This is a genomic window from Streptomyces sp. CC224B (genome assembly GCF_030010595.1).
In the GTDB taxonomy this organism is placed as follows: Bacteria; Actinomycetota; Actinomycetes; order Streptomycetales; family Streptomycetaceae; genus Streptomyces; species Streptomyces longispororuber.
Genome location: NZ_JASCXL010000099.1, coordinates 1 through 22,648, shown reverse-complemented (window position 1 = coordinate 22,648; position 22,648 = coordinate 1). Strand labels below are relative to the sequence as shown.

The window sequence follows — 22,648 nt, the reverse complement described above, 5'->3', positions numbered from 1 at the left end:
CCCTGGGGGCGCGGCGGGGTGGAGCGGCTCAGCGTTCGAGCCACTTCACCCCGTATCCGGGCAGGTCGAAGCGGCGGCCGTCCACCTTGGCGCTGATGGGCCGGTCCAGGACGTTCACCACGAGGACGGTGTCGTCGTCGGCGAGGACGCGGACGTTCGGTTCGTCGTCGGCGGCGACGGCGACCTTCTCGTACCGGGTGCCGGGCGGGAACGCCGCGGCGAACCGGGCGACGAGGTCCAGTATCGGCAGCTCGCGGCCGCCGTCGGCGCGCTCCGTCGAGGTCCACAGGCAGCCCGCGCACTGCTCGCCGCGCTTCTGCGGGTTCCAGTAGAAGCCGCTCGTGGTGCCGCCGCGGGCCAGGGCGATGAGGCCGGTGGCGTGCACGGCCACGCGGTGCGCCTCGGACCAGTCGTCCCGGTTGTCCTTGTCGTCGCCGGGCTCGACGTAGTACTCGGCCCACCACAGGGGCAGGCCGCCGGTGCGCCGGCGCACCCAGCGGCTGACGTCCGTGAGCTTCTCGGTGGCCTGGAACTCGTCGGGCAGCAGCTCGTCGTCGGCCGTGTAGCTGGCGCCGTCGACGACCACGAAGTCGGCGCCCGCCTTGTGCTCGTTCCAGTGGTCGAAGGCGTCGACCACGCGCTGGTCGACGCCGCCCCAGGGGCCCTTCAGGTCCTCGGCGACGCCGTCGTCCTGCCGGGGGCCGACGCTGGTCATGCCGACGTACGGGCCGCCCACCATGATGTCCGGGTCGACGTCCTTCAGGGCCTTGTACACGAGGTTGTACAGCCGGGTGTAGCCCTCGTAGTCCCAGCGGTGCTCGGCGCCGTTCCAGAAGCCCTTGAGCTCGTTCCAGACGACGAAGTGCCGTACGTCCGGGTAGCGCTTGGCGACGGTCGCGGCGAGGGCGGCGTAGTCGTCGAAGTGCTCGGGCTTCGGCGCGGTCTCCAGGGACGCCTGGCTCCAGTTCGTGTTGCCGGCGCCGGGCTTGCCGCCCTTCATCCAGTCGGGGGCGCAGCACAGGGTGACGACGGGCGTGCCCCCGGTGGCGCGGACGAAGTCGATGCGGCGGTCCAGGTCGCCGAAGTCGTAGCGCCCCTTGACCGGCTCGGGGTTGCCCGCGCCCCAGCCCATGACGTGCTGGATCTGCGGGAGGGGACGCGGCTGGTCCTTGAGCAGCTTCTTGACGCGGGCGACGGCGGCGTCGTCACCCTCGTCCGCGCTGTACTGCGTGTGCGTGAAGCCCCAGCCGACGGCCCCGCGCACCCGGGCGGGCGGCGGGTCCGCGGGGGTGCCGTGCACCTTGTCGCCGTCCTTGGTGGTGCCTTTGGTGCCGCCGCGCTCGCCGGGCAGCGTGAGCATGGTCAGGACCAGGGCCAGAGCGGCCGCACCCACGCCGATCAGGGCGGCGAGACGCCACCGCCGCGCATCCGAGTTCCACCCGTGCCGTCGCATCAAGCGCAAGAGTATCCGCGGTGATTCCCGATCGGGCGGGTTCCGCCCGAGTGTCCCGTACACGCGCGTGCCGTTCGGGCGGTGTGCCGAAACCGGGGTGCACACGAGCACTTTCCTGGCGGATCATGGCGGCATGTCTGCGAACCCTCAGGACGCCCTGCCGATCCGGCTCACCGTCGACGACAGCGACTCGCCGTCGGACGTCGTCGACGCGCTGTTCCTCGGCCGCTTCACGACGGGCGAGCAGCCGTACTCGCACAGCGCGAACATCGACCGGGTCAGGCCGGGCTCGGCGCTGCTGCCGCCGGGCGCCACCGTGCTGCGCGCCGCCCGCGACGACGACCGCAGCGCGACGCTCGCCGAGGGCGAGGGCTGGACGCTGCTCGTCTCGCGCTGGAACCGCGGCGCGGACGTCACGGTCACGGCGACCTCCGCGGAGCTGGCCGAGCGGGTCCTGACGCAGGCCACGGACGGGGCGCAGGACGATCCGGAGCCCCAGCCGGAGAACGTGACCATGGGGTTCTGGTACGTGTCGCCGCGGCGCGGGCCGTACCGCACGACGCGGCAGATCTCCGCCGGTACGTGGGGCGAGGTGCGGCAGAACTACACCGCGCCGGTGGCCGACGCCATGGACAAGCTGATGAAGACCACGCCGGAGGACATCTCCGGGCGGCTGCTCCTGCTGCACGGGCCGCCCGGCACGGGCAAGACGTCGGCGCTGCGGACGCTCGCGCGGTCGTGGCGGGACTGGTGCCAGGTGGACTGCGTCCTGGACCCGGAGCGGCTGTTCACGGACGTCGGCTATCTGATGGACATCGCCATCGGCGAGGACGAGGGCACGGCGAAGGGCCGCTGGCGGCTGCTGCTCCTGGAGGACTGCGACGAGCTGATCCGGGGCGAGGCCAAGCACACCGCGGGGCAGGCGCTGTCGCGGCTGCTGAACCTGACGGACGGGCTGCTCGGGCAGGGGCGGAACGTGCTCGTCGGGGTCACCACCAACGAGGACCTGGAGCGGTTGCACCCGGCGGTGGTGCGGCCGGGGCGGTGCCTGGCGCGGATCGAGGTGGGGGCGCTGACGCGGGCCGAGGCGGTGGGGTGGCTCGGGTCCTCCGAGGGGGTTTCTCGCGAGGGCGCGACCTTGGCGGAGCTGTATGCCTTGCGGCGGGGGGCCTCTCCTGCCTCGGTGCCGGCCAGCCGGGACGGGGCTGACGCCGGCCTCTACCTCTAGCCCGGCGGGGCCCCGGGCCCTGCTTTCCCGCCCGCCCACCCGTCACTCCCCGGCCTTGCCCGCCCGGCCCCGACGCGGAGCGCTTGCACCGCCGTCGTCGGCTGCCCGCCGCTACCGCGGCGGATTCCCTCCCACCCGCCCACCCGTGACTCCCCCGCTTCGCCACCCCGACCCCGACGCAAAGCGCTTGCACCGCCGTTGCCGACTTCCCGCCCCCGCTCTGGGCAGTCGTCCCGCTGAGCCGGGACGGGCCGCCCCCGCTGTGGGCAATCGCCCTGCTGGGCCGGGACGGGCCACCCCCGCTGTGGGCAATCCTCCCGCTCGGCCAGGACGGGCCACCCCCGCTGTGGGCAATCCTCCCGCTCGGCCAGGACGGGCCACCCCCGCTGTGGGCAATCGTCCCGCTCGGCCGGGACGGGCCACCCCCGCTGTGGGCAATCGTCCCGCTCGGCCAGGACGGGCCACCCCCGCTGTGGGCAATCGTCCCGCTGGGGCGGGACGGGTGGGCACAGCGTCAGGTGCCGCTCGGGTGGTGAGGAGGGCTCAGGGCAGGGGCGCCGGCCGCGCGCAGCGCACAGGTGTGGCCCGGGTGGTGACGAGGGCTCAGAGGCTGGAGTCGTACGCCGCCCGCAGGGCCTCTTGGGCCGCTGCCAGGGCCTCGGGTTCGGTGAGGCCCAGCCTGCGGGCCTGGTCGGCGTAGGCCTGCGCGGCCGCGGCCGCGCCGCGGGCCGCCGCGTCCCGCGCCGCCGCGACGAACGTTCCGTTCCGCCCCCGCGTCTCGACCACCCCGTCCTCCTCCAGCGCCCGGTACGCCTTGGCCACGGTGTTCGCCGCGAGCCCGAGCGTCTCCGCGAGCCCGCGCACGGTGGGGAGCTTGTAGCCGACGGGCAGGCCCCCGCCCCGCGCCTGCTCGGCGATCTGGGTTCGGACCTGCTCGTACGGCGGCGCGCTGCCCGCGCCTTCCTTGATGACGATCTTCAGAGCCACGCGCCGATTGTCCCGCACCCGCCCGGCCCGCGCGGAAATTGGGAGGCACCCCGGCGGGCCCCGCGCGTACCGTCGGCGGACATGACCGAGATCCACGTGCGCGACCTGCGCACCGCCGACCCGGCGGACGCCGCCGCGTACGCCGCGGTGCGGCGCGCGTCCGTGCCCGCCATGCTGGCCACCGCCGCCTCCGTGGCGTACACCTGCGCGCACGCCCACCCCGACGCCCGCTACCGCGCCCTGGTCGCGGAGGCGGACGGCGAGGTGGTCGGCACCGCGCAGGTGGGCCTCGCCCACGACAGCCCGGAGCCGGGCCAGGGGTATCTGAACGTGTACGTGCATCCGGAGCGCACCGGCCTCGGCGCGGGCTCGCTCCTGGTGCGCACGGCCGAGGAGTTCCTGGCGCACGAGGGTGCGACGGCCCTGTACACCTGGGTCCTCGACACGCCCCGCAACCGCGCCTTCGCCGCGCGCCGCGGCTACCGCGCGAGCCGTACCGCCCGGTTCCTCCGCCTGGACCTGGCCAGGGCCGCGCTGCCGCCGCTCGCCGGCCCGCCGCCCGGCGTCGAGCTGCGGACGGCGGCCGACTTCCGCGACGACCCGCGCCCGCTGTTCGCCCTGGACGCGGAGACCGCCGCGGACGAACCGAGCGACGTACCGGCCGAGTTCGACGACTACGCGTACTGGCTCACCGAGACCTGGCACCACCCGCTCCTGGACCACGAGCTGACCACGGTCGCCGTGGTGGACGGCGAGCCGGCCGCGTTCACCCTGGCCCACACCGACGGCGACGGCCGCTACGCCTCCGGCATGACAGGCACGGCCCGCGCGCACCGGGGCCGCGGCCTGGCCAAGCTGGCGAAGAACGCGTCGCTGCACCGGGCGCGGGAGGCCGGCTGCACGGAGGCGTTCACGGGCAATGACACGGAGAACGGTCCGATGGTCGCCATCAACCGGTGGTTCGGCTACGAGGTGTTCGACACGGAGGTCCGCCATGTCCGTACCGTCGGCTGACGTCGAGATCCACCTGCGCAAGGCGGGCCGTACGAAGATCCGCTATCCGGCGGCGCTGCTCGCGGACGACGGCACGCTGGTCACGGTCCGGGCGCCCTGGGCGGGGGCGGGCGTCCGCGACTTCGGCTTCGTGCGGTTCGAGCCGGGCGACACCTTCGTGGAGCACTACGGGCGCGACCGCTGGTACGCGGTCAAGGAGGTGTACGCCGCGGACGGCGCCCTGAAGGGCTGGTACTGCGACGTCACCCGGCCCGCCGTGCGCACCGGGTCCGTCGTGACGGTGGAGGACCTGGACCTCGACCTGTGGTGCTCGGCGGACCGCGGCACGATCCTGCGCCTGGACGAGGACGAGTTCGCGGCGAGCGGCCTCACCGCGACGGACCCGGCCGCCGCGGCGGCGGCCCTGCGGGCGCTGTCCGACCTGGAGCACCTGGCCGGAGAGGGACTGCTGCCCCGGACCTGAGCTAAAGCATTCGCCTGCTTGCCTAAAGGGTTTAGGCATGCGCATAATCGGTTCTGTCGTACGGGGATCCGTACGGGGACGGCCGTGTGGCCGCACGGCTAGGGCTGTACGGCTAAGGCTGTGCGGAGACGGCCGTACGGAGACGTACCGAAAGGACCGATGCCGCATGGTGCGCGCAGGACTCACGCCGGAGCGGCTGGCCCGCGCCGGGGCCGAGCTGGCCGACGAGGTCGGCTTCGAGCAGGTGACCGTCTCGGCGCTCGCCCGGCGGTTCGACGTCAAGGTCGCGAGCCTGTACTCGCACCTGCGGAACTCCCAGGAGCTCAAGACCCGGATCGCCCTGCTCGCCCTGGAGGAGCTCGCCGACCGGGCCGCCGACGCGGTGGCCGGGCGGTCCGGCAGGGACGCCCTGACCGCCTTCGCGGACGTCTACCGCGACTACGCCCGCGAGCACCCCGGCCGCTACGCCGCGGCGCGGCAGCCCCTCGACCCCGAGACGGCGGCCGCGAGCGCGGGCGTCCGGCACGCCCAGATGATGCGGGCCGTCCTGCGCGGCTACGACCTGGCCGAGCCGGACCAGACCCACGCCGTCCGGCTGCTCGGCAGCGTCTTCCACGGCTACGTGAGCCTGGAGCTGAGCGGCGCGTTCAGCCACAGCGCACCGGACCCCCGGGAGAGCTGGTCGCGGATCCTCGACGCGCTGGACACCACCCTGCGCACCTGGCCCGCGCCCTGAGACCACCGGCCCGCGCCCCTCCGCTCTGGAGGGGCGACCCACCACTTCACAGGCAGACACCATGCACACCGAGCACCACCACCGCCCCTGGATCACCACGCCCCTCACCGCGGACCTGCTGCGCGGCGCCCTCGACGTGGAGCGCACCGCGCACGGCCTGCTGCCGCACCGGCTGCCCGCCCGGGCCCGCGCCCAGTGCGCCGACCCGCAGCTCGCCATGGCCGAGTCCCAGCCGTCCGGCGTCCGCCTGGCCTTCCGCAGCAGCGCCACCGCCGTCGAGCTGGACACGCTGCCCACCAAGCGGGAGTACGTGGGCGCGCCACCGCGCCCTGACGGCCTGTACGACCTGTTCGTCGACGGCCGCCCGGCGGGTCAGACGAGCGTGGCCGGCGGCAACACCCTCACCATCGACATGACCGCCGGGACCGCCGAGACCCGGTCCGGGCCCGTGGGCACGGCGCGCTTCACCGGGCTGCCCGACCGCGCCAAGGACATCGAGATCTGGCTGCCGCACAACGAGACCACCGAGCTGGTCGCGCTGCGCACCGACGCGCCCGTCGCGCCGCTGCCCGACCGGGGCCGCCGGGTCTGGCTGCACCACGGCAGTTCGATCAGCCACGGCTCCGACGCCGCGAGCCCCAGCACCACCTGGCCCGCGCTCGCCGCGGCGCGCGGCGGCGTGGACCTGGTCAACCTGGGGCTGAGCGGCAGCGCCCTGCTCGACCCGTTCACCGCCCGGGCGCTGCGGGACACCCCGGCCGACCTGATCAGCGTGAAGATCGGCATCAACCTGGTCAACGCCGACCTGATGCGGCTGCGCGCCTTCGGCCCCGCCGTGCACGGCTTCCTCGACACCATCCGCGAGGGCCACCCCACGGTGCCGCTCCTGGTGGTGTCGCCGATCCTGTGCCCGGTCCACGAGGACACGCCGGGGCCCAGCGCCCCGGACTTCAGCACCCTGGGCGAGGGGCGGCTGCGGTTCCGGGCCATGGGCGACCCGGCGGAGCGCGCCGCCGGGAAGCTGACCCTGAACGTCATCCGCGAGGAGCTGGAGCGGATCGTGCGGCAGCGCGCGGCCGACGACCCGAACCTGCACCACCTCGACGGCCGCGCCCTGTACGGCGAGGCCGAAGCCGCGCGGCTGCCCCTGCCCGACGACCTCCACCCGGACGCCGCCACCCACCGCCACATGGGCGAGCGCTTCGCCGAACTGGTCTTCGCCGCGGGCCCGTTCGCCGCCCCGGGGGCCTGAGGGGGGCCGGTCAGCGGCGCCCCGCGACCAGCTCCACCTCGTACCCGAGGCCGTCCTCCAGGTACGCCGCGCAGTGCGCCTCACCCCCGGCGTACGGGTAGCGCTCCGCGAACAGCGGTGTCCACCCGTGCCGGGGGGCGAGCCGGACGAGCCGGTCGAGCGCGGCGCGGTCCGGCACGTGGAAGGCCAGGTGGTTCACGCCGGGCGCGCACCGGTCGTGGCGCCCGGGGCGCAGGGCGGCGGACTGCTCGAGGACGACGTACGCCTCGCCCCGCCGCCAGCTCCGGCCCCGCGCCCAGACCCGCTCGCGCGCATAGCCCAGCTCCTCGAGGAGCCAGCCCCACGAGGCCTCGGCGGACGCCAGGTCGGGCACCCACAGCTCGACGTGGTGCAGGGCGCCCGCCCGCCCGCGCCCCAGCGGCACCGACCGGTCGGGCGCCCCGGGGTCGTGGGCCACCGTGTCCTCGTCGCGCTGCCAGTGCACGGCGAAGTGGTCGCCCGCCCGCAGGCGTTCGAGCCCCGCGCGGCAGTAGGCGACCATGTCGTCGGGCAGGTCGTCGAGCGGGTGCCAGGAGAGGCCCGCGCACTTGTGGGGCTCGGCGTTGACGGGCACCCCGCCCGCGCCGTACCCGGCCTCGAAGAACCACCCCGTACGGGGCGCGCCGCCCGGCCCCCGGTGCTGGAGGACGAGCACGGCGCGCAGCTCGCCGGGGTCCAGGGCGAGCCCCAGCTCCTCACGCGCCTCCCGCACCATGGCGGCCCGCACGTCCTCCCCGTCCTCGACGTGCCCCGAGGGAAGGTGCAACAGCCCGTCCCCGTACCCGGTCCCGTCCCGCCGGGCGAGCAGCACCTCCTCCCCGCGCCGCAGCACGAGGTGCACGTCGACGACTTCGACGTGCCGGGAGGGGGCGCCCGCGCGGCGGGATTCGCTGTCCGATGCCATCCGCCGATCGTGACATCCCCCACCGACAACCGGCCCCCGAGGCGACCTTGAGGAGAAACGTGCCGGTGCGGGGCCGTGTCGGGGAGGGGTTCGGTGGGTACGGCAAGACAGACCCGGTAGGCAGGGAGGCCTCATGCGCCGAGTGACCGTGCACAAGACCGTTGCGAAGTCCGTGGCCCGTCGTGTGCGGGAGGAGCGGCAGGCCGTCGAGCGGCTGCCCCGGGAGCGGACGGAGGTGCGCGGGGACGTCCGGCGCGTGTGGTGGCCGGACGAGTGACCGTCCCGGAGCGGGCCCGGCAGGGCCCGGGGTTCGGGGGTCAGGCCGTGAGGCGTTTGCGGTAGTGGAAGCGGTCGTAGACCCCCTCGACGCGCCGCTCCACGAACTCGTAGCCGAAGCGCGGGTAGATCTTCTGGTTCTCCCACATCATCGCGTTGGTGTGGAGGCGGATCTCGGGCAGGCCGAGCGCCCGCGCGTGGTTTTCGACGAACTCCAGGAGGAGGCGGCCCAGTCCGGTGCCCTTGGCGTCGGGGCGGACGGCGATGTTGTCCAGGTAGAGGTGGTCCTCGTGGGCGTGGACGACCACCAGGCCGACGACCGCGCCCGCCGCGTCCGCGGCCACGTGCACCCGCCCCGCCGCCACGTTCCCCGCGTGGTCCGACTCCATCGGGGCGGGCACGCGGCCGATGCGCTCGATGTAGTGGTGGTACGCGGCGTCGGTGACCGCCTTCACGGCGGGCACGTCGGCGGCGGTGGCGGGGCGGATACGGGCGCCGCCGCGGGGCGCGCCGGATGCGGTGGTCTCGTCGGTCATGTGCGTACCGTACGGGCGCCCTTGGGCCGGCCGCCGTGACCGGTGCCACCGGTCCCGCCCGGTTGAGCGGGGGAAGAGGCCCGCTCGAACCGGCCTTGGCTGAGCCCGTGGTTAGCGGTCCCTTAAGCCGACCATAAAGATCACCGTCTGCCGCCTCCGGCGGGCGCGGCGCGGGATCTCCGGAGCTAGCTTGCTGATCACCGGGAGGGCGGCGCACCACGGCGCACCACCGTGGCGCCCCGGCCCCCGGCGTCCCATGCCGTCGCTCCAGGAGAGTTCCCCATGTCTGCTCGCCGCAAGGTCGCCGCCGTCACCGCCGGTGTCGCGCCGCTCGCCCTGTCCGTGCTGCCCGTGCTGTCCGCGGCTCCCGCCGCCGCGCACGGGTCGATGACGGACCCGGTGAGCCGGGTGGCCGCCTGCTTCCAGGAGGGGCCCGAGGCGCCCAGGTCGGCGGCGTGCAAGGCGGTCGTCCGCGCGGGCGGCACGCAGGCGCTGTACGACTGGAACGGCGTCAACATCGCCAACGCCGCGGGCAAGTCGAAGCAGATCATCCCGGACGGCAAGCTGTGCAGTGCCGGGAACGACAAGTACAAGGGGCTCGACCTGCCCCGCACCGACTGGCCGGCGTCCCGGCTGAGCGCCGGGAAGCACACCTTCCGCTACCGCGCCACCGCCCCGCACCGGGGCTCCTTCGAGCTGTACCTCACCAAGAAGTCGTACGACCCGGCCAAGCCCCTGAAGTGGTCGGACCTGGAGAAGCGGCCCTTCGCGAAGGTCACCGACCCGAAGCTGGTGGACGGCTCGTACGTGTTCAGCGGGAAGGTCCCGGCCAGGTCCGGGCGGCACCTCGTGTACTCGATCTGGCAGCGGTCGGATTCCCCCGAGGCGTTCTACACCTGCTCGGACGTGGTGTTCGGCGGGCGCGTCGGCGGCAAGGGCGCGGCCGGGTCCGCCGCCCCGGCCGCCGCCGCGCCGTCCGAGAAGGACATCGCCGAGGGTTCGGGCAGGTCCTCCGTGGAGCACGGCGGGCACGGCGACGCCGACGCGAAGACCGGGCCCGCGGTCACCGAGGCCGCTCCGGCCGGGGGCGGCGGCGCCTCCGGCAACCGGCCCGAGACCAAGGGCGGAGCCGCCGCGAAGCCCCTCGCGGCCACCGGCGAGGACCTCGCCGAGACCGGCGGCGACAGCACCACGCCGTACCTCGCGGCCGGCGGCGCGGCGGCGCTGGTCCTCGGTTCGGGCCTGATGTTCGTGACGGTGCGCCGCCGCGCCGCGCACCGCTCCTAGGCGCGGCAGGCCGCCGGGGCGTCGGGGCCGCCGGGGTCACCGGGGCCGCGCGCGCCCCGGCCGCCCCCGGTCTCACCCCTCCTTGACCGTCAAGCCCACCGTCTCCGCCAGTGCCGGGGCCAGCTCCACCAGTTGGAGCCCGCTGATCGCCGCCCCGCGCAGTGACGCGAGACCGGACGCGATGCCCAGCGCGGCGGCTCCGCTCAGGTCCGCGCCGTCCACGGTGACGTTGTCGAAGCGGACGCGCTCCAGGGTCGTACCGGGGAAGGCGACGCCCTTCAGGGCCGCGCCCGCGAAGTCGACGTCCCGCAGCAGGCAGTTGACGAACGTGACGTCCCGCAGCGCGGTCGCGCGCAGGTTCACCGAGTCGAACTTGCAGTGGTGGAACACCACCCGGCGCAGCCGCGCGCCGTGCAGTTCGACGCCGGCGAGCAGCCCCGCGCCCGCCTCGGCGTCCGTCCACTCCGTCTCGGCGAGGTCGGTGCCCACCCAGCGGGTCTGATGGGCCCAGACGTCGTTGAACCGGGCCCGCCGGTAGCGGCCGCCCTCGAAGGCCACGGAGGAGAAGGCGCACTCGAGGAACACCGTGCGGCCGGCGTCCGCGTCGGTGACGTCGCACCCGTCGAAGTGGACGCACTCGTGGTCGCCGTCGCGTCCGAGCTCCCCCGTGAAGGTTTCGAGGCGGTGGGCGTACGGGAGGTCGGCGAGGTCCCGGGGGGTGGGGGTGGAGCGGCGTGGGGCGGCGGCCATGGCTGGTCCTTTTCCGAAGAACTGGGGAGCACGGGAGGGCAGGTGAGGAGAGATATCAGTGTCGGGCCGGCGGCCCGCGCCGGGCCCGGGGCCCGGCCCACGGGTCGGCGCGGGGTCGCGGTGCGCCGAGGTGTCGGGTACGCCCTACGCCGCCAGCGCCCCCGGCACGATCGCGCCCGGGCCGAACTTGCGCCGGGCCCGGTCGGCCACCTCCTCGATGCGGCGGGCCTTCTCGTCCACCGGGTCGAAGGTGAGCTGGTGGGAGGCCTGGTCGGCGGGGCCGAGGCCCTCGGCGCGCAGGGCGATCGCCCGGACCCGGGCGCGCTGGAGGCCGAGCGCCTCGTACAGGCCGTACGCCGTCCTGGTGAGCGCCGCGGAGTGGGCCGTCGGCTCCTTCAGGGTGCGGCTGCGGGTGGTCGCGGAGCGGTCGGCGTAGCGGACGGTGAGGGTGAGGGTGCGGCAGACCTTCTCCAGGGCGCGCAGCCGGGTGCCCAGCTCCTCGGCGGCCGAGAGCAGGGCGCGGCGGTGCCGCCCCGGGTCGAGTTCGTCGTACGGGAAGGGGCGTTCGGTGGCCAGGGAGCGGGAGACCGCGTTCGGCACCACCCGGCCGCGGTCGACGCCGTTCGCCTTCTCGCGCAGCTCGCGCCCCGCCTTCGCGCCGACCAGGCGCTGCAGCGTGGACAGGGGCGCGGCGGCGACCCGGTCGAGGGTGTCGAGGCCGTACTCGCACAGGGTGCGGGCGGTGGCCGTGCCGACGCCGGGCAGCGCGGCGACGGGCTTGCCGGCGAGGAACTCCGCCACCGCGTCCGGGTCCCCGGGCACCGCGCGCGTCACCCCGGGCCGGGCCTCGCGCAGCGCCATGCGGGCCAGCATCGGCCCGGGCCCGGCGCCGATCACGCAGTCGACGCCGTGGTGCGCGAGGGCGCGTACGCGGATCACCGACGCGAGGTCGGCGGCGCCGCGCCCGAAGTACCGCTCGGCGCCCCGCAGGTCGGCGAGCGCCCCGTCCGGCGGCAGCGCTTCGACGACCGGGGTGAACTCCTCCAGGAGCCCGAGCAGGTCCGGCAGGGCCGCCTCGTACATCGGGGGCAGCTGGAAACGTACGCAGAGGATGGTCATCCCACACTCCCAGGACTCTGGTGCCACAACTTCCGGCCCGTGGGCGCCTGGTCACCGGGTGGTTTCAGGTCGGCCCACGGGTGCATCTCGTATCCGGTCCCCATCCGGATGCGGCGCGGGTGCGGCCCGGGCGCGGGGTCGCCGTCCTGCCCGGCCGCCTCGCCCGCCCCGGCCGCCGCATCCGCCCCGGCCGCCTCGCCCGCCCCGGCTGCCGGTCCGCCCTCGGCCAGGCGGGGCGCCACCGCGTCCAGGCCGCCCTCGCGGCGCAGCTCCGCCAGGTCCGCGAGGTTCCACACCGCCGAGCCGACGACGCTGAAGCTGCGCGGGCCGCGCCGCTGCACCACGCCCCGGACGAGCAGCAGCCAGGAGTGGAAGACGGTGTGCGCGCAGGCCTCGTGGGCGTCGTCGAAGAAGGCCAGGTCGACCAGGCCGGTGCCGTCGTCGAGGGTGGTGAAGATGACGCGCCGGCCGGAGCGGAGCGGCGGGGTCTGGGTGGCGGCCTTGGCGCCCGCGACCAGGACGGTGTCGCCGTGGCGCGCGGCCCGCAGCCGGCGCGCGGAGGTGACGCCGAGCTCGTCGAGGAAGGCGCGGTGGTCGTCCATCAGGTTCCGCGAGGCGTCCATGGAGAGCACGCCGAGCTCGGCGCTCAGCCGCTCCGCGTCGTCGAGGTCGGGCAGGCCCGCGGCCGCGGTGTTCCGGCCGCCGGGCAGCGGGAGCTGGGGGCCCCGGCCGCCGCGGGCGCCGCGGTGCAGCTCCGTCAGGTGCAGTTGCAGGTCACGCCGGTTGGCGCCGAACGCGTCGAGCGCGCCGACCTGGGCGAGGCGGGTGGCGAGCGGGCGGCTCGGCCGGGCCCGCTCCCAGAAGTCGAGCAGCGAGGAGTACGGCTGTCCGGCCGCGATGCGCTCCGCCTCCGCCTCGCTGATGTTGTGCACGTCGGACAGCGCGAGCCGCACGCCCCACCTCCCCGATTCGGACTCCAGTTCGATGCGATGGGCGACCGCGGACCGGTTCACGTCCAGCGGCAGGACCGGGACCCCGTGCCGGCGGGCGTCCGCGAGCAGCAGCCGCTTGGGGTACATGCCCGGGTCGTGCGTGAGCAGGCCCGCGTAGAAGGCCGCCGGGTGGTGGGCCTTCAGCCACGCCGACTGGTAGGTCGGCACGGCGAACGCCACGGCGTGCGCCTTGCAGAAGCCGTACGACCCGAAGGCCTCGACGATCTCCCAGGTCCGCCGGATCGTCGCGGCGTCGTACCCCTTGGCGGCCGCGGCCTGCGCGAACCAGACACGGATGCGGCCCTGCGACTCGGGGTCGGACAGGCCGCGCCGCACCCGGTCCGCCTCGTCGAGCCCGCAGCCCGTCATGACGTGCACGATGTGGATGACCTGCTCGTGGAAGACGACGACCCCGTACGTCTCCTTCAGCGCCGCCTCCAGGTCCGGGTGCGGGTAGCGGGCGGGCGCGCGGCCGTGCCGGGCCTCGATGAACGGCCGCACCATGTCGGCGGCGACGGGCCCGGGGCGGAACAGCGAGATGTCCACCACCAGGTCGTGGAAGGTCGAGGGCTGGAGCCGCCCCACCAGGTCGCGCTGGCCCGGGGACTCGATCTGGAAGCAGCCGAGGGTCTCCGCGGAGCGGATGAGCCGGTACGTCGCCTCGTCGCCCTCCGGCACCTGGCGCGGGTCGTCCAGGTCGACCCGCTCCCCCGTGGCCCGCTCCACCTCGGCGACCGCGTGCGCCATCGCCGACTGCATGCGCACGCCCAGGACGTCGAGCTTGAGCAGGCCGAGGTCCTCGACGTCCTCCTTGTCGAACTGGGACATGGGCAGGCCCTCGCCGCTGGTGGGCACGACGGGGGTGCGCCTGCGGAGCGAGGCGTCGGAGAGCAGCACGCCGCACGGGTGCATGGCGACGCCGCGCGGCAGTCCGTCGAGCCCTTCGACGAGCTCCCACAGCCGGTCGTGCCCCTCCGTCTCCCGCGCCACGGCCCTCAGCTCGGGCAGCTCCGCCATCGCCGCGCGGGCGTCGCGGGCGCGGATGTGCGGGAACGCCTTGGCGAGCCGGTCGATGTCGACGGGGTCCATGGACAGGGCGGCGCCCACGTCCCGGATCGCGTGCCGGACCCGGTACGTCTCGGGCATCGCGACCGTCGCCACCCGCTCCTGGCCGAACCGGCCGATGATCGCGCGGTAGACGTCCAGGCGGCGCGCGGACTCCACGTCGACGTCGATGTCCGGCAGGACCCGCCGCCGCGTGGACAGGAACCGCTCCATGAGCAGCCCGTGTTCGAGCGGGTCGGCGTGCGCGATGCCGATGAGGTGGTTGACCAGGGACCCGGCGCCGGAGCCGCGCGCCGCGACGCGGACGCCCATCGTCCGTACGTCGTCGACGACCTGGGCGACGGTGAGGAAGTACGAGGCGTAGCCGTGGTGGGCGATGATGTCCAGCTCGCGGTGCATCCGCTCCCAGTACACGCGGGCGTCCGCCCTCCTGTCGTAGCCGCGCAGGACCATGCCCGCGGTGGCCCGCGAGGCGAGGACGCGCTGCGCGGTGCGGCGTCCGGCGCCGACGAGGCCCGGCTCGGGGAAGCGCACGGAGCCGATGCCGATGTCGTCCTGGGGGTCGACGAGGCACTCGGCGGCGGCCGTCCGCGTCTGTTCGAGCAGCCGGTACGCGGTGTCGCGGCGGAACCCGGCGGCCTCGACGACCCGCTCGGCGACGCCCAGCATGGCCGCCTCGTCCTTCAGCCAGCGCTCGCCGCCGTCGTGTTCCCCGCGCGGGTCGATGGGCACCAGGCGGCGCGCGGCGTCCAGGACGTCGGCGAGCGGGCCCTGGCCCGGGTCGGCGTAGCGGACGGCGTTGCTCAGGACGGGGCGCAGCCGCTGCTCGGCGGCGAAGCCGACGGTGCGGGCGGCCAGGCGCAGCGAGCCGGGCCCGGTGCCCGCGCGGCCGTGGCACACCGCTTCGAGCCGCAGCGCGTCGCCGTACCGCTCGCGCCAGGGGGCGAGGAGCCGGGCCGCGCGGTCGGGGCGCCCGGCGGCGAGCGCGCGGCCGACGTCGGAGGCGGGGCCGAGCAGCACGGTCAGGCCGTCGCCGTGGTTCTCCCGCCAGGGCAGCACGGGCGGGCCCTCCGGGGCCTGGTGGGCCGCGCCGACCAGGCGGCACAGGTCGGCCCAGGCGGTGGCGCCGTCCCGGGCGAGGAAGGTCACGCGCGGGGTCGACTCGTCGAGGAAGGCGCCGCCGCGCACCGGGGCGCGGCGGCGGGCCCCGCGCTCGCTCGGCGGCTGCGGCGGGTCCACCGCGAGCTCGGCCCCGAACAGCGGCCGCACCCCCGCCTTCTCGCAGGCCTTGGCGAAGCGGACGGCGCCCGCGAGGGTGTCGCGGTCGGTGAGCGCGAGCGCGTCCATGCCACGCTCGGCGGCGCGCTCGGCGAGCCGCTCCGGGTGCGAGGCCCCGTACCGGACGGAGAACCCGGAGGCGGTACGCAGATGCGTGAACCCGGGCACACGCACCTCCTGAACCTTCCGCTTCCCGTCCCCCACCTCCACCATAAACCACATTCGAATTCTTGTTCGACCACGGTTCGACCGCGGGCGCGGCGCGCGGATCGCGTCCTCCGTGTGCCCGCGCGGCGTGCGGATCGCGTCCTTCCGTGTGCCCGCGCGCGGCGCGCGGACGCGTGCGCCGGGCCCCGGCCGCGCGGCCCGTCAGCCATTCGGCCCCGCCCCGCCTGCGGGCGCTCCCCGCGCCTCGGAGCGTGGGGGCATGACCTTCGCCGACGAGTTGAAGAGCGCCGTCACCCCGCGAGCAGCCCTGCTCGTCCTGGGTGTCCTGGTCCTCCAGTTGCTGTTCATCGCCTCCTACGTGGGCGCGCTGCACCACCCGAAACCGACGGACGTGGCCTTCGGGGTCGTCGCCCCCAAGGAGGCGGCCGAGCGGACCAAGGAGGAGCTGGCACGGCTGCCCGGCAAACCCCTGGACCCGCGCGTGGTCGAGGACGAGGCCGAGGCCCGCCGCCAGATCATGGACCGGGAGATCGACGGGGCCCTGGTCGTCGACCCCCGGGGGACGACCGACACCCTGCTGGTCGCCTCCGGCGGCGGCAAGGCGCTCGCCAACGCCCTGGAGACGATCGCCACGAAGGCCGAGGACGCGGGCGGAGGCGGAGGCGGCCAGAAGCGGACGGTGAAGACGGTCGACGTGGCCCCGGCCTCGCCGCAGGACTTCAACGGCCTGTCGTCCTTCTACCTGGTCGTCGGCTGGTGCGTCGGCGGCTACCTGTGCGCGTCGATCATGTCGATCAGCGCGGGCGCCAAGGCCGCCACCCCGCAGCGCGCGGCGATCCGGCTCGGCGCCATGGCCCTGCTGGCGATCGCCGGCGGCCTCGGCGGCGCGGTCATCGTCGGCCCGATCCTCGACGCCCTGCCCGGTTCGATCATGGGCCTGTGGGGTCTCGGCGCCCTGCTCACCTTCGCGGTGGGCGCGATCACCCTGGCCCTGGAGGAGCTCACCGGCATCGTCGGCATCGGGCTGGCGGTCCTGCTCATCGTGGTGGCCGGCAACCCGAGCGCCGGCGGCGCCTTCCCGCTGCCGATGCTGCCACCGTTCTGGGAGGCCATCGGCCCGGCCCTGCCGCCCGGCGCCGGCACCTGGGTGGCCCGCTCGATCGCGTACTTCGAGGGCAACGCGGTCACGGGCCCGCTCCTGGTCCTCTCGGCCTGGGCGGTGGCCGGGGCGGCGGTGACGCTCCTGGCGCCGAAGCTGCGGCGACGGGCCGACCGCGGGGCCGCAAGCCCGTCCGGCGTCTGAGGACTCTGAGGACTCTGAGGACGAGCCGCGGAGCGCGAGCGCAAGGGGGCTCCGGTGTCAGACCCGCCTGCGACCCTGAGCCCATGATCCGCACGCTCGCCGTAGAGAACTACCGCTCGCTCCGCACCCTGGTCGTCCCCCTGGACCGGCTCAATGTCATCACAGGAGCGAACGGCACCGGAAAGTCCAGCCTGTACCGGGCCCTGCGGCTCCTCGCGGACTCCGCCCGGGGAGGCGCCGTGGCCGCGCTGGCCCGCGAGGGCGGCCTCCCCTCGGCCCTGTGGGCGGGCGAGCGGAAGGAGGGGCCCGCCGCCCTGCGGCTGGGGTTCGCGGGCGACGAGTTCGGCTACGCCGTGGACTTCGGCCTCCCGCAGTCGAGCGGGGCGCAGCCGGGCGGCGCCCCGTCGCTGTTCGCCCTCGACCCGGAGATCAAGCGCGAGTGCACCTGGGCGGGCCCGGTGCTGCGCCCGGCCGCGCTGCTCTGCGACCGTGCGGGCCCGGCCGTGCGCACGCGTACGGCCGACGGCGGCTGGCACCGCTCCCAGGGCATCCGGCCGTACGACAGCGTCCTGAGCGAGTACGCCGACCCGCGGCTCGCGCCCGATCTGCTGCGGCTGCGCGAGCTGATCCGCTCCTGGCGGTTCTACGACCACGTCCGCACGGACGCCGACGCCCCGGCCCGCGCGGCCCGCGCGGGCACCCGCACCCCGGTGCTCGCCCACGACGGCGCCGACCTCGCCGCCGCGCTCCAGACCATCCGCGAGACCGGGGACGACGAGGCCCTGGACGCGGCCGTGGCCGCCGCCTTCCCGGGCAGCCGGGTGCGGATCGCCGACACCGGCGGGCGGTTCGAGATCCAGTTGCACCAGCGGGGCCTGCGGCGCCCGCTCGGCCCGGCCGAGCTGTCCGACGGCACCCTGCGCTACCTGCTGTGGGCCGCCGCGCTCCTGACGCCCCGGCCGCCCGCGCTGCTCGTCCTGAACGAGCCGGAGGCCAGCCTCCACCCCGACCTGCTGCGCCCCCTGGCGGAGCTGGTCCTGACCGCCGCCGAGCACACCCAGATCGTCCTTGTCACCCACGCGCGGGAGCTCGCGGACGCGATCGCCGGGGAGGCGCGCCGGCGCCGCACGGACGTGAACTCCGTGGAGCTGCTCAAGGAGGCGGGCCGGACCCACGTAGCGGGCCGCCAGGGCCCTCTGGACGAGCCGCTCTGGTACTGGCCGAAGCGCTGACCGGGGGCCGGGCCGGGGGCCGGGGGCAGACCTCCCTCCGGTGCGCGGCCCCGGTTTCCGGCCGCCCGGACTTCCGGGGATCCGGGCGTCCGCGCGCGGCGCGGCCTCGGGTCGGGCGGGCCCGGGACGCCCGCACGCGGCGCGACCTCGGGCCGGACCCCGGGACGCCCGCACGCGGCGCGGCCTCAGGTCGGGTCGGGCCCCAGGACGCCCGCACGCGGCGCGGCCCGGTCCGACGAGCGCCCGTCGGCCATTCCCGGTGCGCCCCGGGAGCGCGGCGCGCGGTACACACCCCCCATATGCGGCCACGAGCCCCGCTTTCCGGCGTTCGGGAGCATTCCACCCCCTCCGCCCTTTCCCGCCGGTCGCAGGGGATGTCCCGCGCCTCACCCCGCCGCTGCGGCACACTACTTCACGCCACTACACACCGTTCTCAACCAACGACTGAAAGTCAGCGCCCCATGTGCTTTCGCAGGCGCCCTGAGCAAGACTCGATGACAGGTTCGTTCGTTATGTGAGACGTCAAGCAAGGGAGTGTTCGCAATGCGGTACATCACTGGTGGGATCGCGCTGGGCGCCGCCCTCGCGCTCGGCGGCCTGAGCGCCTCGGCCGCGGCCGGCCCCGCGCCGGAGCCCGCCGGGGCACGCGGCTACGCGCCCTCCGAGCTGGTGCTCACCATCGGCTACGGCGAGAAGGCCGAGACCGCCTCCGTCCAACGCGCGGTGACGCTCGGCTGTTCCTCGGGCGGCGTCGGCAGCCACCCGGACGCGGAGGCGGCCTGCGCGCAACTGCGCTCGGTCGGCGGCGCGTTCGACAAGGTGACGAAGAAGCCGTCCGACCGCCCCTGCACCAAGGAGTGGAACCCGGTCGTCGTCACCGCCGAAGGCGTCTGGGAGGGCCGCCGGGTCTCCTACGAGCACACCTTCGCCAACCCGTGCGCGCTGAACCTGGGCAAGGGCAAGGTCTTCGCCTTCTGACCCCAGGCACCCCCGACGCCCCGGGCCCCCGCCCTCCACCCCGGGCGCCCCACACTCCGGCGCCCTCGCGCCCCGTGCCCCCGCCCGACCGCGAGGGCACACCCATGGACAGAACCCGGCGTACAGCCCGACTCGTCCGTCGGTCACCGAAGAGGGGCCCCGACCAAGCGTTACGCCTGGTCAGGGCCCCTCTTCACCGTCCGGCGAACGTCCGGCTTATTCACTGTCAGTAACCGTTTCTGGGTGCTTCTCGGTGACGTGTGGCGATCGGTAGGCCCTCGATGCTGTCGCGAACGGCTCCCCGGGTCGCATGGTGGTCGTACGGACGCGCCGATAGTCGCCCGTCGCCGTCCGACGGACGACGGGTCACGGTCCGCGGTGGAATCCTGAGCTTGGCGCACAGCGACAGGGACGTCGCGGAGTTCCTGCGACGGGTAGCCCTGCCGGACGCCGAGAGCCTGCTGGGCGACCCCCGATGGGTCGAATGGCGGGGCCGTCCACACGAGTACGGGGCCACCTAGAGCCGCCTCAGCTCCTTCACCATCACTGCATAGAGGGGCGCGTCGTCGAACGGCCTCGACTCATTGGTCTTGTAGTAACCCCAACGTTCATACAGGGCGACGACTTTCGGGTGCGCGGTATCGACAAAAAGGGTGACGGCATGGGTGTCGCGCCCCATAAAAAGCGCGTCATGGATCTTTTCCGAGGCGCCTGTCTTCCGCCATCGAGGGACCACCATCAGCTCAGACAGGGCGAAGACTCTCGTATCTTCTGTCAACCACTCGGGAGCGTCCACGCCACGCCACCACCCGCCAGGACCGAACGAAGCTCCGTAGGCGTAGCCCACGGGTTCGCCACCGTCATAGCCGATCACACACACCCAAGTGTCTTTGGCGGACCAGGCGTCGACGAATTCGGAAAATCGCTCCCTGGAGTGGAATCCGCCCTCCTCGTCCGCGTAACACTCGTCATGAATATCCAGGAGCAGGGTGCGTATATCGCGCGCGTCCTCGCGCGTGTAGCGCTTCAGGTCCATTGCCGAGACCTCTCAATCCACTCAGTTACTTCTGGAGACCTGGAGCCGGAAGAGATGAGAACTTGCCTCACCTTCACCAGCATGTCAGTGGTTCGCTTAGAGCCAGACCCCGGCGGCAGCGAATCGTAAGCCTTCGAGCTTGTGAAGCAAGCAAGCTCCAGCTCCCCCTGTCGTGCTTGAGAGAGCGCTAAGTGTGTCGTGTACAGGGCTCGGTTTCGGATCATCTCTGGACGAATTCCGCTGAGCGTTTGATGGAAGAAATACTCAGCTCGTTCATACTGCCCCAGCGCGAACCAGATGCCTGCGGTGAGCCCAAGCATCTCACTATGATCGTAAAAGCTGATCCAGGCGGGTCGGGACCTTATATCAGCCCTGTCGAAGGATTTTTCGGCAGCCCTCAGGGCGCAAAGAGTTTCGCTAGAGTGGCCCATCTTCGCCAAGGAGCGGGCTTTGCGCATGTGTCCGAGGGATGCGTAGACAGGGTCACGCCTTGCAATCGCCATAGATTTCATCACGTCTGCGGCGGCTGCGCTCTCCGAAAATTCCTCGTGCTGGCAAGCGGTCATAGCCAGGTGGTTCCATACGTGGTACTGGGTCTCGCTGTCTCCCGATAATCCAGCGAAAGTGACAGCCTTCTCCAGATGCATTCGAGCCCGCTTGTGGGACTTGGCGTCGATCGCTGCGAAGGCTGCTGAGCTGGTGGCGTCCGAAGCGAGCCGGTGCAGCCTCTTGCGAACCTCGGTCGACGCGGTTCCGGCCGACAGGGCGGAGCAGATGCGCAAAGCCAGCTCCGCAGCGTGGTTTTCAACCTTCCGAAGGCCTCCGACACGCCAGTCGTCTTCCAGGATGCGGATGTACTCCTGGTGGAAACGATCTACGTCGCTCAAGCCCAGCCGCTTGCAGGAGGGGGCTGCTATGGCCAGAGCTGTGCCGCCCGTGGCAGTGAGGAACTTACGACGGCGCACGTCCTCCTCCTCGGACGGTGAAGGGCTCTTCTTGGCTCTGCGGATGAATCCCAGGTCTTCCGCGGAACATTGAAGAACCTTCTCGACGCAAAGCCGGATTCGATCCTGAGGCCACTTCGTGTCACCCCTCAACCATCGGCGGATATCTGCGTCAGTAAGGGACCCGGGTCGGCCAGTCAGCCTTTCGGTCTCGGCGTTGACAGCCCGCGCCAACTCGGCCTGCCTGTAGCCAAGTTGAGACATGCGTCTCTCTAGCTTGACGTTCGAGTACACCCCACGAAGGTAGCGCTATGCCACCTCGGGATGGCAGCCCAAAGGTAAAAATCACCGGGGTGCTGCGCTGACTACATCTGAGGTTCCACCTGTCCCCGAAACAGCATCGGTCGTTGACTGGCCGCCAGGAGTCGACTACTCCCCGAGGACGGTCCAGAACATGCAGATCAGCAGCGCAGAAGAAGCCAAGGGAGACGCCTGGGTGCAGGCGGGGCAGATGGTCTACGACGCGGCCAAGCGGTCAGTGGGCAAAGTCGCGGACGCCGAAGGGCCCTTCGTTCAGCTCCGGTCCCGTGACGGCATCGCCTGGGACGCCGAGCGCGAAAACCTGAGTCCGGCTGTCTCCGTCAACGAGCTGGCCGCAGCCGCTCAGCTCGACCTCAGCGCGTTCGAGCTGTGAGGACCGGCCGATGACGCGCTCCTACAGCTCCGAGCCCCACGGCTGCGTCGCGGTCCTTGGCGCCTGCTGCATCGTCAGCGGCCTGGCGCTCCTCGTCCTTGCCTACCTCCGCCCCTGACCCACATCGAACACGGAGAAGACATGTCCACGGACAGCAGTCCGGCACGCACCATCCTGGTGGTCGATCTTCTGCTACACGACCGGTCCGGTCGCTTCCTCACTGTCCGACACGTCAAGTCGGCGGGGTGGCACCTTCCCGGCAGCGCAGTGGGGGAAGGCGAATCCATCGCTGAAACCGCCTTGCGCTGCCTGAAGGAGTTGACCGGCCTGTCACGGCAGGTCTCAGACGTCGTCCTCATCGACCAGGTTCCTGCGGGCGGCGCCAAGGAGTGGGCCGCGCATCTCATCGTCGTCGTCCACGCGGGCACCGTCCTTCCCAGCGAGACCAACGTAGCGGTGAGCAACCCCCCGGAAGGCTGGGTTCTCACATGGCTCCACCGATACGAACTCGGGGATTACACGCTTGCCTGCGAGCAGCAACGGATCGAGCGGGCGCTCTCCGCCGCTGAGCGAGGGATGAGGGTGCCGCTCCATCTACAGGGCGTGCCTGCGCCGGCACATCACTGAGCCCCGCTCGGCTGTGTGCCGACGGCGGTGCACACCCGGGCGGCCGGGCTCCGCTCTCTGCGCCGCGGTTCTCCCCGGCCCCCGTAGGGCCAGGTGCAGAGGGCGGGGTCCAAGTAACGGGCCCCGGTACGGGAGGGCTGGGGCCCCACCAGTCAGCAACCTACCCATAGATAACGGAGCGGTCCGTAGTTGCAGCACATCAGCAAGCGGCTAAGGCTTGTCCCGCAATGATCTTCGAGTCGGTGTAGACGCGGTGGCATCCGTGGTCGGCGCACGCGCTTCTGGCC

At 73.4% G+C, this 22,648-nt stretch carries 20 protein-coding genes and 1 pseudogene; 12 read left to right on the top strand and 9 right to left on the bottom strand.

The window, feature by feature from the left end; all coding sequences use genetic code 11:
- Positions 1–28 precede the first annotated feature (28 nt).
- The gene (locus tag QK440_RS31310) at positions 29–1,453 is read right to left on the bottom strand and encodes a xylan 1,4-beta-xylosidase (RefSeq protein ID WP_282796614.1); all 1,425 of its coding nucleotides are present in this window, start codon (positions 1,451–1,453) and stop codon (positions 29–31) included.
- 133 nt (positions 1,454–1,586) lie between these two features.
- Here QK440_RS31310 and QK440_RS31305 point away from each other — a divergent pair, with 133 nt between their 5' ends.
- The gene (locus QK440_RS31305; protein WP_282796613.1) at positions 1,587–2,681 is read left to right on the top strand and encodes a DUF5925 domain-containing protein; all 1,095 of its coding nucleotides are present in this window, start codon (positions 1,587–1,589) and stop codon (positions 2,679–2,681) included.
- Between the two features lie 603 nt (positions 2,682–3,284).
- Here the strand turns inward: QK440_RS31305 and QK440_RS31300 are convergent.
- Positions 3,285–3,668 carry a GntR family transcriptional regulator gene (locus QK440_RS31300; protein ID WP_282796612.1) on the bottom strand — a complete coding sequence of 128 codons (384 nt, stop codon included), beginning with the start codon at positions 3,666–3,668 and terminating at the stop codon, positions 3,285–3,287.
- Positions 3,669–3,749: 81 nt separating this feature from the next.
- Between QK440_RS31300 and QK440_RS31295 the strand changes: the two genes are divergently transcribed.
- The 4 genes from QK440_RS31295 (at position 3,750) to QK440_RS31280 (ending at position 7,133) form a co-directional block, all read left to right on the top strand.
- Positions 3,750–4,682, top strand: coding sequence for a GNAT family N-acetyltransferase (locus QK440_RS31295; protein ID WP_282796611.1), 933 nt, complete (start codon positions 3,750–3,752; stop codon positions 4,680–4,682).
- Positions 4,663–5,145: a DUF402 domain-containing protein gene (locus tag QK440_RS31290; protein WP_282796610.1), complete on the top strand. Its 483-nt coding sequence runs from the start codon at positions 4,663–4,665 to the stop codon at positions 5,143–5,145. The genes QK440_RS31295 and QK440_RS31290 overlap by 20 nt, the downstream gene beginning before the upstream one ends.
- Positions 5,146–5,311: 166 nt before the next feature.
- Positions 5,312–5,881 (top strand): TetR/AcrR family transcriptional regulator, encoded by a 570-nt coding sequence (locus QK440_RS31285; protein ID WP_282796609.1) that lies wholly within the window; start codon positions 5,312–5,314, stop codon positions 5,879–5,881.
- 61 nt (positions 5,882–5,942) lie between these two features.
- Entirely contained in the window at positions 5,943–7,133 is a 1,191-nt protein-coding gene (locus QK440_RS31280) for a GDSL-type esterase/lipase family protein (protein WP_282796608.1), read from the top strand.
- A 10-nt stretch (positions 7,134–7,143) separates the two neighbouring features.
- On the opposite strand, the pseudogene QK440_RS31275 reads toward QK440_RS31280, so the two are convergent.
- Positions 7,144–8,052, bottom strand: a pseudogene (locus QK440_RS31275) (NUDIX domain-containing protein); the annotation flags it as partial.
- Between the two features lie 157 nt (positions 8,053–8,209).
- Here QK440_RS31275 and QK440_RS31270 point away from each other — a divergent pair.
- Positions 8,210–8,353 (top strand): hypothetical protein, encoded by a 144-nt coding sequence (locus QK440_RS31270; protein WP_190137787.1) that lies wholly within the window; start codon positions 8,210–8,212, stop codon positions 8,351–8,353.
- Positions 8,354–8,393: 40 nt separating this feature from the next.
- Here QK440_RS31270 and QK440_RS31265 read toward each other — a convergent pair whose 3' ends face one another.
- Positions 8,394–8,888 (bottom strand): GNAT family N-acetyltransferase, encoded by a 495-nt coding sequence (locus tag QK440_RS31265; RefSeq protein WP_282796607.1) that lies wholly within the window; start codon positions 8,886–8,888, stop codon positions 8,394–8,396.
- Positions 8,889–9,170: 282 nt separating this feature from the next.
- Here QK440_RS31265 and QK440_RS31260 point away from each other — a divergent pair, with 282 nt between their 5' ends.
- Entirely contained in the window at positions 9,171–10,175 is a 1,005-nt protein-coding gene (locus QK440_RS31260) for a lytic polysaccharide monooxygenase (RefSeq protein ID WP_282796606.1), read from the top strand.
- Positions 10,176–10,247: 72 nt separating this feature from the next.
- On the opposite strand, the gene QK440_RS31255 is transcribed toward QK440_RS31260, so the two are convergent.
- From QK440_RS31255 to dnaE, 3 genes are all read right to left on the bottom strand, one after another.
- The gene (locus QK440_RS31255; RefSeq protein WP_282796605.1) at positions 10,248–10,925 is read right to left on the bottom strand and encodes a pentapeptide repeat-containing protein; all 678 of its coding nucleotides are present in this window, start codon (positions 10,923–10,925) and stop codon (positions 10,248–10,250) included.
- Positions 10,926–11,069: 144 nt separating this feature from the next.
- Positions 11,070–12,044 (bottom strand): hypothetical protein, encoded by a 975-nt coding sequence (locus QK440_RS31250; protein ID WP_282796604.1) that lies wholly within the window; start codon positions 12,042–12,044, stop codon positions 11,070–11,072.
- The gene (dnaE, locus tag QK440_RS31245) at positions 12,041–15,547 is read right to left on the bottom strand and encodes a DNA polymerase III subunit alpha (RefSeq protein WP_282796603.1); all 3,507 of its coding nucleotides are present in this window, start codon (positions 15,545–15,547) and stop codon (positions 12,041–12,043) included. The genes QK440_RS31250 and dnaE overlap by 4 nt, the downstream gene beginning before the upstream one ends.
- A 259-nt stretch (positions 15,548–15,806) precedes the next feature.
- Between dnaE and QK440_RS31240 the strand changes: the two genes are divergently transcribed.
- The 3 genes from QK440_RS31240 (at position 15,807) to QK440_RS31230 (ending at position 19,060) form a co-directional block, all read left to right on the top strand.
- Positions 15,807–16,850 carry a DUF3533 domain-containing protein gene (locus tag QK440_RS31240; RefSeq protein WP_282796602.1) on the top strand — a complete coding sequence of 348 codons (1,044 nt, stop codon included), beginning with the start codon at positions 15,807–15,809 and terminating at the stop codon, positions 16,848–16,850.
- An 83-nt stretch (positions 16,851–16,933) separates the two neighbouring features.
- The gene (locus QK440_RS31235) at positions 16,934–18,082 is read left to right on the top strand and encodes an AAA family ATPase (protein ID WP_282796601.1); all 1,149 of its coding nucleotides are present in this window, start codon (positions 16,934–16,936) and stop codon (positions 18,080–18,082) included.
- Positions 18,083–18,625: 543 nt separating this feature from the next.
- On the top strand, positions 18,626–19,060 hold the full coding sequence (locus tag QK440_RS31230; protein WP_282796600.1) for a subtilase-type protease inhibitor: 435 nt from the start codon (positions 18,626–18,628) through the stop codon (positions 19,058–19,060).
- Between the two features lie 517 nt (positions 19,061–19,577).
- Here the strand turns inward: QK440_RS31230 and QK440_RS31225 are convergent.
- A complete protein-coding gene (locus QK440_RS31225; RefSeq protein WP_282796599.1) occupies positions 19,578–20,096 on the bottom strand; it encodes a GNAT family N-acetyltransferase in 519 nt (172 codons plus the stop codon).
- Positions 20,087–21,334 carry an XRE family transcriptional regulator gene (locus QK440_RS31220; RefSeq protein WP_282796598.1) on the bottom strand — a complete coding sequence of 416 codons (1,248 nt, stop codon included), beginning with the start codon at positions 21,332–21,334 and terminating at the stop codon, positions 20,087–20,089. Before QK440_RS31220 ends, QK440_RS31225 begins: the two co-directional genes overlap by 10 nt.
- Before the next feature lie 160 nt (positions 21,335–21,494).
- On the opposite strand from QK440_RS31220, the gene QK440_RS31215 reads away from it, so the two are divergent.
- Together QK440_RS31215 and QK440_RS31210 are read left to right on the top strand one after the other, a co-directional pair.
- Positions 21,495–21,734 (top strand): hypothetical protein, encoded by a 240-nt coding sequence (locus QK440_RS31215; protein WP_282796597.1) that lies wholly within the window; start codon positions 21,495–21,497, stop codon positions 21,732–21,734.
- Between the two features lie 141 nt (positions 21,735–21,875).
- Positions 21,876–22,361: an NUDIX domain-containing protein gene (locus QK440_RS31210; RefSeq protein WP_282796596.1), complete on the top strand. Its 486-nt coding sequence runs from the start codon at positions 21,876–21,878 to the stop codon at positions 22,359–22,361.
- The last annotated feature ends 287 nt before the right edge of the window (positions 22,362–22,648 follow it).

Excerpts from the sequence above, each read along its gene's own strand:
- QK440_RS31285 (WP_282796609.1), top strand. The coding sequence starts at position 5,312 with ATGGTGCGCGCAGGACTCACGCCGGAGCGGCTGGCCCGCGCCGGGGCC.
- QK440_RS31215 (WP_282796597.1), top strand. The coding sequence starts at position 21,495 with ATGCAGATCAGCAGCGCAGAAGAAGCCAAGGGAGACGCCTGGGTGCAG.
- QK440_RS31235 (WP_282796601.1), top strand. The coding sequence starts at position 16,934 with ATGATCCGCACGCTCGCCGTAGAGAACTACCGCTCGCTCCGCACCCTG.
- QK440_RS31295 (WP_282796611.1), top strand. The coding sequence starts at position 3,750 with ATGACCGAGATCCACGTGCGCGACCTGCGCACCGCCGACCCGGCGGAC.
- QK440_RS31310 (WP_282796614.1), bottom strand. The coding sequence starts at position 1,453 with ATGCGACGGCACGGGTGGAACTCGGATGCGCGGCGGTGGCGTCTCGCC.
- QK440_RS31210 (WP_282796596.1), top strand. The coding sequence starts at position 21,876 with ATGTCCACGGACAGCAGTCCGGCACGCACCATCCTGGTGGTCGATCTT.
- QK440_RS31265 (WP_282796607.1), bottom strand. The coding sequence starts at position 8,888 with ATGACCGACGAGACCACCGCATCCGGCGCGCCCCGCGGCGGCGCCCGT.
- QK440_RS31260 (WP_282796606.1), top strand. The coding sequence starts at position 9,171 with ATGTCTGCTCGCCGCAAGGTCGCCGCCGTCACCGCCGGTGTCGCGCCG.
- QK440_RS31280 (WP_282796608.1), top strand. The coding sequence starts at position 5,943 with ATGCACACCGAGCACCACCACCGCCCCTGGATCACCACGCCCCTCACC.
- QK440_RS31270 (WP_190137787.1), top strand. The coding sequence starts at position 8,210 with ATGCGCCGAGTGACCGTGCACAAGACCGTTGCGAAGTCCGTGGCCCGT.
- QK440_RS31305 (WP_282796613.1), top strand. The coding sequence starts at position 1,587 with ATGTCTGCGAACCCTCAGGACGCCCTGCCGATCCGGCTCACCGTCGAC.
- QK440_RS31290 (WP_282796610.1), top strand. The coding sequence starts at position 4,663 with ATGTCCGTACCGTCGGCTGACGTCGAGATCCACCTGCGCAAGGCGGGC.
- QK440_RS31225 (WP_282796599.1), bottom strand. The coding sequence starts at position 20,096 with ATGGACCTGAAGCGCTACACGCGCGAGGACGCGCGCGATATACGCACC.
- QK440_RS31230 (WP_282796600.1), top strand. The coding sequence starts at position 18,626 with ATGCGGTACATCACTGGTGGGATCGCGCTGGGCGCCGCCCTCGCGCTC.
- QK440_RS31255 (WP_282796605.1), bottom strand. The coding sequence starts at position 10,925 with ATGGCCGCCGCCCCACGCCGCTCCACCCCCACCCCCCGGGACCTCGCC.
- QK440_RS31240 (WP_282796602.1), top strand. The coding sequence starts at position 15,807 with ATGACCTTCGCCGACGAGTTGAAGAGCGCCGTCACCCCGCGAGCAGCC.
- QK440_RS31250 (WP_282796604.1), bottom strand. The coding sequence starts at position 12,044 with ATGACCATCCTCTGCGTACGTTTCCAGCTGCCCCCGATGTACGAGGCG.